Raw genomic sequence first — 5,559 nt, 5'->3', positions numbered from 1 at the left:
AGATAGATATTGAAAATCTGGATTATAAGCTAATAAAGCCGTTGATTTGGTGGGAGTAAAAGGACAAAAAACTCAAAACTAAAAACTCAAAAGTAAAAAGTAAAAGGTCAAAAGTCAAAAGTAAAAAGTTTAGCGTTATGGATAAAATGAAGAATTCAAAAAATCAGGATGTGGGAGTAAAAGAAGATATAAAAACGCGTTGTTATTCTTTTTCTTTGCAAGTTATTGGTTTTATAGAAACACTGGAAATTTGTCGGCTTCTCTGCACCGAGGGCAAGGGCAGGTAACATATCCGTTCCAAGGTCAACAGCCAATATCTGCATGATTGTGAGGGGCAGTGGAATCCTGAAAAGCACATAGGCAAGATAGGGCACAATCTCTGGTATATTTGATGAAACGATATAACTTATGAATTTTCTTATATTTTCATAAACTGCCCTTCCTTCTTCAATGGCATTTACTATGGTTGCAAAATTATCATCGAGGAGTATCATATCTGCAGCTTCTTTTGCCACAACGGATTGAGACATATCCTTTTCGGCAATAAAACAAATATAGAACTTGGCTCCACAGACTTTTGCAAGGTTCAGTGCATAGCGTGCGGCGATTTCCGAATCCAGATGTTCATTGACTGCTGAAAGGATTTTCTTATACATACTAAACTATATCACATAAAACCCTACAATAAAGTAACACAACTTTACATTTTTGTAGTGCCTGAATTAAACTTAATTTCATGAGCCGCAACTATGATAAAACAGTCGAAATCACTGCCCTTTATGAGATAAGCAAGCTCCTCGGTTCATCCCTGAATCTTAAATCAAACCTCAGAGGGGTTATGAGGGTGCTGTCGGAATATCTGGATATGAAAAGGGGAACGGTTGCGCTGCGAAATAACAATGAGGTCTCCATCATTGCCGCCCACGGAATGTCAGAAGAGGAAATCAAGAGGGGCAGATACAAACTCGGAGAGGGCATCATCGGAAGGGTTGCAAAGCACGGCTCTCCCATAGTAATTCCGAATATCGGCGATGAACCATTATTTTTCAATAAAACCGGCTCAAGAAAGGCTATAAGGAAAGAGAATATCGCATTTCTATGCGTTCCTATAAAATTCAAACATGAGATACTTGGTGTATTGAGCGTTGACAGGCTGTTCGGCTCAAAGGCATATCTTTTGAGGAAGACCTCAGATTGCTGAAGATCATCGCCTCGCTTATGGCACAATCCGTAAAACTGCATATGGAAATCGAGAAGGAAAGAGAGGCATTCCTTGAGGAGAAGGAAAATCTCAAACAGCAGCTTAAAGGCAGATACAGGGTGGAAAATATAATAGGACAGTCCGACAGAATGCAGGAGGTTTTCGAGGCTATTCATAGGGTTGCCCCCTCAAAGGCCACTGTACTTTTACGTGGCGAAAGCGGCACCGGTAAGGAGCTGATTGCAAAGGCCATCCATTATATGAGCCCGAAGTCTAAAGGTCCCTTTATAAAATTTAACTGTGCATCCGTTCCTGAAGGACTCCTTGAATCGGAACTATTCGGACACGAGAAGGGCTCATTCACAGGCGCAACTGCAATGAGAAAGGGCAGGTTCGAGCTCGCAAATGATGGGACCATATTCCTTGATGAAATTGGCGATCTGCCGTTGACGCTCCAGCCAAAGATATTGAGGGTCTTGCAGGAAAAGGAGTTCGAGAGGGTAGGAGGAGAAAAGACCATAAAGGTTGATGTGAGGCTTATTGCGGCAACGAGCAGAAATTTAGAAGAGCTTGTTTCAGCCGGAAAGTTCAGAGAGGATTTATACTATCGCCTCAATGTTGTACCGGTATTTTTGCCCCCTCTTCGTGAAAGAAAAGAAGACATTACTATTCTTGTGGAACACTTTCTGAAAAAATACAATGAGGAAAACCAGAATTCGGTAAAGATTACACCGGAAGTTTTAAATATGTTTTTAAACTATGATTGGCCCGGAAATGTGAGGGAACTCGAAAATACCATAGAAAGGCTTGTTGTTATGGCGGCTGGCAATAACATAACTTCATCCGATCTGCCATTGAATATCAGGGAGCAATCCATAAAGGCAAGATATACCGTTCAGATAAAGGACGCTCTACCTTCCACAATCGAGGACATAGAGAAGGCAAAAATCCTTGATGCCCTCCAGAGGACAGGATGGGTTCAGGCAAAGGCAGAAAAACTCCTCGGCATTACGCCGAGACAGATTGGGTATAAGATGAAGAAGTACAGTATCCAGGAAGTTCATAGTTGATGGTTTATCATCTAAGTTAAGCGGTTATATATGTCAGGCACGGCTCAAAGACTTTAAAAAGTGTTGGTTCAAGTGTATATATAAAATTATAAGAGCATTATCCAGCAAGTATCCAATGTAGTAGAATACGGATACAAGATAAATGTCTTTACAAGTGCGGGGTTTAAAGTCTTTTTGCCGCACCTGACATATATTTCTAAATTAGAAGCGCTCAATTTATGGGCAAAATAATAGCGATAACGAATCAGAAGGGCGGGGTCGGCAAGACTACAACAGCCCTGAATCTTTCGTCCTCCCTTGCCCTTGCAAACGAAGACATCCTTGTAATAGACTCAGACCCACAGGGCAATCTCACAAGCGGGTTTGGAATAAAAAAAGAGGGCATGAAGGCTGGCCTATACGAGGTTTACAGCGGCAAGGTCTCTGTAGAGGAAGCCATGCAGCAGACCCTTATTCCCAATCTTTATATCCTGCCGACTTCCATGGATCTGTTTACAGCAGAGATAGAGTTGCTCGAACGTCCTGAGAGGGAAAATCTGCTGAAGATGCTGTTAAAGCCTTTTAAGGAAAAGTTCAGATACATATTTATAGACTGCCCTCCGTCATTCGGTCTGCTCACGCTTAATGCACTTGTTGCAGCAGAATCGGTGCTGATCCCTGTTCAGTGCGAGTATTTTGCAATGGAGGGTCTGAGCATTCTTATAAAGCTTCTCTGGAGGATACGCGGAGGTTTTAACGAGACCCTCGATATAGAGGGAATACTGCTCACCATGTATAGCAGACACCTTGCATTATCAAGGCAGATATCGGATGATGTGAGGCGCATTTTCAAATCGAAGGTCTACGACACCGTGATCCCGAGAAATGTCATACTCGCCGAGTCTCCAAGCCACGGCAAGCCCGCAGTCCTCTATGCGCCCAATTCATCCGGTGCACAGGGATATATTGCTTTGGCAAAGGAGATATTGAACGAGAATAATCTGTTGTTTTAGAAACGGATAGTGGAGATCAGATCTTGCTTAATGCTTTATATAATCCTATGACAAACTCCGTCATTCTGTCATAATCAAGTGTTTCTGCAGTATCTCCATGAGCATGATAATTGGGGTTCCTGTAGAATGCTGTGTCTGTGATCATGAATGCAGAATAGCCGAACTCCCAGAAATTAAGGTGGTCGGAGAAATTAACGCCGGGAACAATGGAAACAGCATTGAGGGATTCTACAGGTATAGCTGATACTGATTTAAATAATTTTTTGACCCTTATGGTAAATGACCTTGATGAGAGGTTTCCCACAAATGCAATAAAATTGCCCTTATCCGGGTAAAACCATAGACTTTTATTCTTTCATCTTTAAGGCTGTTTGCGTAGATGTAGCTTCCCATATTTTTCGTCATGAAAATGGGAGGTTCCTCAAGAGTGAATGCAACGAAACGGACTGTCCTTTGCAAAGGCTTTAACACGGTTAGTCTCGCCAGTTCAAGAAGTCCTGCCACTCCGCTCGCATTGTCGTCTGCGCCTGGCGTGTCGATGACAGTGTCATAATGCGCTCCGACTACAAGTATTCCGTCTTTAGATTCCTTTGTGCCTTTTATTTCACAGATTATGTTGTAGTATGTACTGCCTCTATAATTGAAAGGCTGCCTTTTTACATTGCAGCCATAGGAATGGAATCTGTCTTCGATATAATCAGCAGTCCTATTCAGCTTTTCCATGTCGAGATAACTCCGCTGACCTATGTCATGAGAGAGATATTTTATGGTCAAAATAAGATTTTGTTTTAATTTATCCATTTCAAAGGCTTCTGAAGTCGCTGAAGTGAGCAATATCAGAAGCATCGGTAAAATATAAACGGTCATTGCTATTTTTTTATATACTTCATCTGAATATCCCAGAGTATAAGCCCTGCGCCTTCGAGTCTCGGAGGCAGCGATTTTTTTGATTTCAGAGGCAATATGTTCGGCATTGTCAGATTTAGCCGCGAGTTCTCTGGCTTTTTTATCAAAGGCAATAAGATAGTCCTTCATTTCTTCTATATCTTTCTTTGTTGAGATCGGCCCGTGTCCCAGAATGATCTTCTCGACATCCATTGTCATAATGTAATCGAGCACCTTAACCCATTCTTCAATGTTTCCTTCTCCAAGGAAAGGATGATAATTTGTAAATAAAATGTCCCCTGCAAACAGTACTTTCTTTTCTGGCAGATAGACCAGGATACTTCCGTCGGTATGTGATGGCCTGATGTAAATCAGCTCAACCTTCTGATCTCCCAGATCTATCTCCATCCTGTCAGTAAAGGCCAGAGCAGGATAGGCAATCCTTTTCAGAGACTTTTCGTAAAGGTCGAGAGAATCGATATCCTCAGGCATCTCGATCCAGAGCACATGCCCTCCTGATGGCCGCGATACCTTTGTTCCTTCCGGGAAATACTTCATGACAGCCTCGGACATCAGACTTATGTTCCTTGCGTATATACTTCTTATTTTTCTTAAATGATGGTCATAGCCGCGCGTCTTTAAGAAAGCCTGCAAACTCCTCCTTTATCGGAAACCGCCACGGCGATTCCATCTTTTTATACTTTGATTCAAGACCGAGGAAGGCTATCGCACTGTTGATGTTTTCCATCAACTCCCAGCAGAAATCCTTTGCAGGCATTTGAATTGCAACCCTCCCTTTTGGCTTCAATGTCATATATGCACGTGCTATTACATCCTCCTGCTCTTTTATCCATTGGAGTGCAGAATTGGAGTATACGAGGTCAAACTCCTCTTTAAAATCGAGCTTCTGCGCCGGGATGTTCATCAGAGCGATATTGCCTGCAGACAGAGTTTTTTCTCTTGCCCTTTCAAGCATCTCGATAGACGGATCTATTCCGACGACTTTTCCTTTGTGCGCCAGACGCGCAAGTTCGATTGTAAGTGTTCCTGTACCGCAGCCGATGTCCAATATTGAGTCTTCTGTCTTTACACAGGACATGGCAATAAGTTCTCTGCCCACATCGGTCTGCGGCGAGTGTGTGGCATCGTACATTTTTGCATCCCATTTCATAACGCACCTCCAAAATAAAGTGGCAAAATAAAAAGGCCACGGTGTTTGTACCGTGGCCTTCGAGTTTTTCCTGTTATCTTCCGCTAAAAGCTAATAGAATCCCCCTCCAGCCACGGCATTTAAATGCCATGCGGTTTTATTAAGGAGCCTATTTGCTATAAGCAGATTGCAAAACATGTTTTGGATATAGATAGTTTTCATTTCCATGTCAAGCAAAATTTTTGATGCTAGCCAGATAGG

Annotated in this window: 6 protein-coding genes and 2 pseudogenes; 3 read left to right on the top strand and 5 right to left on the bottom strand. The window is 42.3% G+C overall.

Annotated features, from left to right (window positions below; translation table 11 throughout):
* Nucleotides 1-253: 253 nt before the first annotated feature.
* Nucleotides 254-530, bottom strand: a pseudogene (locus V7L97_RS13105) (cation transporting ATPase C-terminal domain-containing protein); the annotation flags it as partial.
* Between the two features lie 18 nt (nt 531-548).
* Nucleotides 549-656: pseudogene (locus V7L97_RS13100) on the bottom strand (universal stress protein); the annotation flags it as partial.
* A gap of 80 nt (nt 657-736) precedes the next feature.
* Here V7L97_RS13100 and V7L97_RS10760 point away from each other — a divergent pair.
* The 3 genes from V7L97_RS10760 to V7L97_RS10750 all read left to right on the top strand — a co-directional run bounded on the left by V7L97_RS10760 (nt 737) and on the right by V7L97_RS10750 (nt 3,263).
* Nucleotides 737-1,201 (top strand): GAF domain-containing protein, encoded by a 465-nt coding sequence (locus V7L97_RS10760; RefSeq protein ID WP_333655864.1) that lies wholly within the window; start codon nt 737-739, stop codon nt 1,199-1,201.
* Entirely contained in the window at nt 1,195-2,271 is a 1,077-nt protein-coding gene (locus tag V7L97_RS10755; RefSeq protein ID WP_333655863.1) for a sigma-54 interaction domain-containing protein, read from the top strand. The genes V7L97_RS10760 and V7L97_RS10755 overlap by 7 nt, the downstream gene beginning before the upstream one ends.
* Before the next feature lie 218 nt (nt 2,272-2,489).
* The gene (locus V7L97_RS10750; RefSeq protein WP_333655861.1) at nt 2,490-3,263 is read left to right on the top strand and encodes a ParA family protein; all 774 of its coding nucleotides are present in this window, start codon (nt 2,490-2,492) and stop codon (nt 3,261-3,263) included.
* Between the two features lie 16 nt (nt 3,264-3,279).
* On the opposite strand, the gene V7L97_RS10745 is transcribed toward V7L97_RS10750, so the two are convergent.
* From V7L97_RS10745 to V7L97_RS10735, 3 genes are read right to left on the bottom strand one after another with little or no spacing between them, the layout of a single operon-like run.
* Entirely contained in the window at nt 3,280-3,567 is a 288-nt protein-coding gene (locus V7L97_RS10745; protein WP_333655860.1) for a hypothetical protein, read from the bottom strand.
* Complete coding sequence (locus tag V7L97_RS10740; protein WP_333655859.1) at nt 3,534-4,802, bottom strand: M28 family peptidase; 1,269 nt, start codon at nt 4,800-4,802, stop codon at nt 3,534-3,536. Before V7L97_RS10740 ends, V7L97_RS10745 begins: the two co-directional genes overlap by 34 nt.
* Nucleotides 4,771-5,319 (bottom strand): class I SAM-dependent methyltransferase, encoded by a 549-nt coding sequence (locus V7L97_RS10735; protein WP_333655857.1) that lies wholly within the window; start codon nt 5,317-5,319, stop codon nt 4,771-4,773. The genes V7L97_RS10740 and V7L97_RS10735 overlap by 32 nt, the downstream gene beginning before the upstream one ends.
* Nucleotides 5,320-5,559 lie beyond the last annotated feature (240 nt).

Source organism: Dissulfurispira sp., assembly GCF_036745535.1.
In the GTDB taxonomy this organism is placed as follows: Bacteria; Nitrospirota; Thermodesulfovibrionia; order Thermodesulfovibrionales; family Dissulfurispiraceae; genus Dissulfurispira.
Note: the sequence above shows the minus strand (reverse complement) of the source record. Positions and strands in the feature narration are given on the sequence as shown.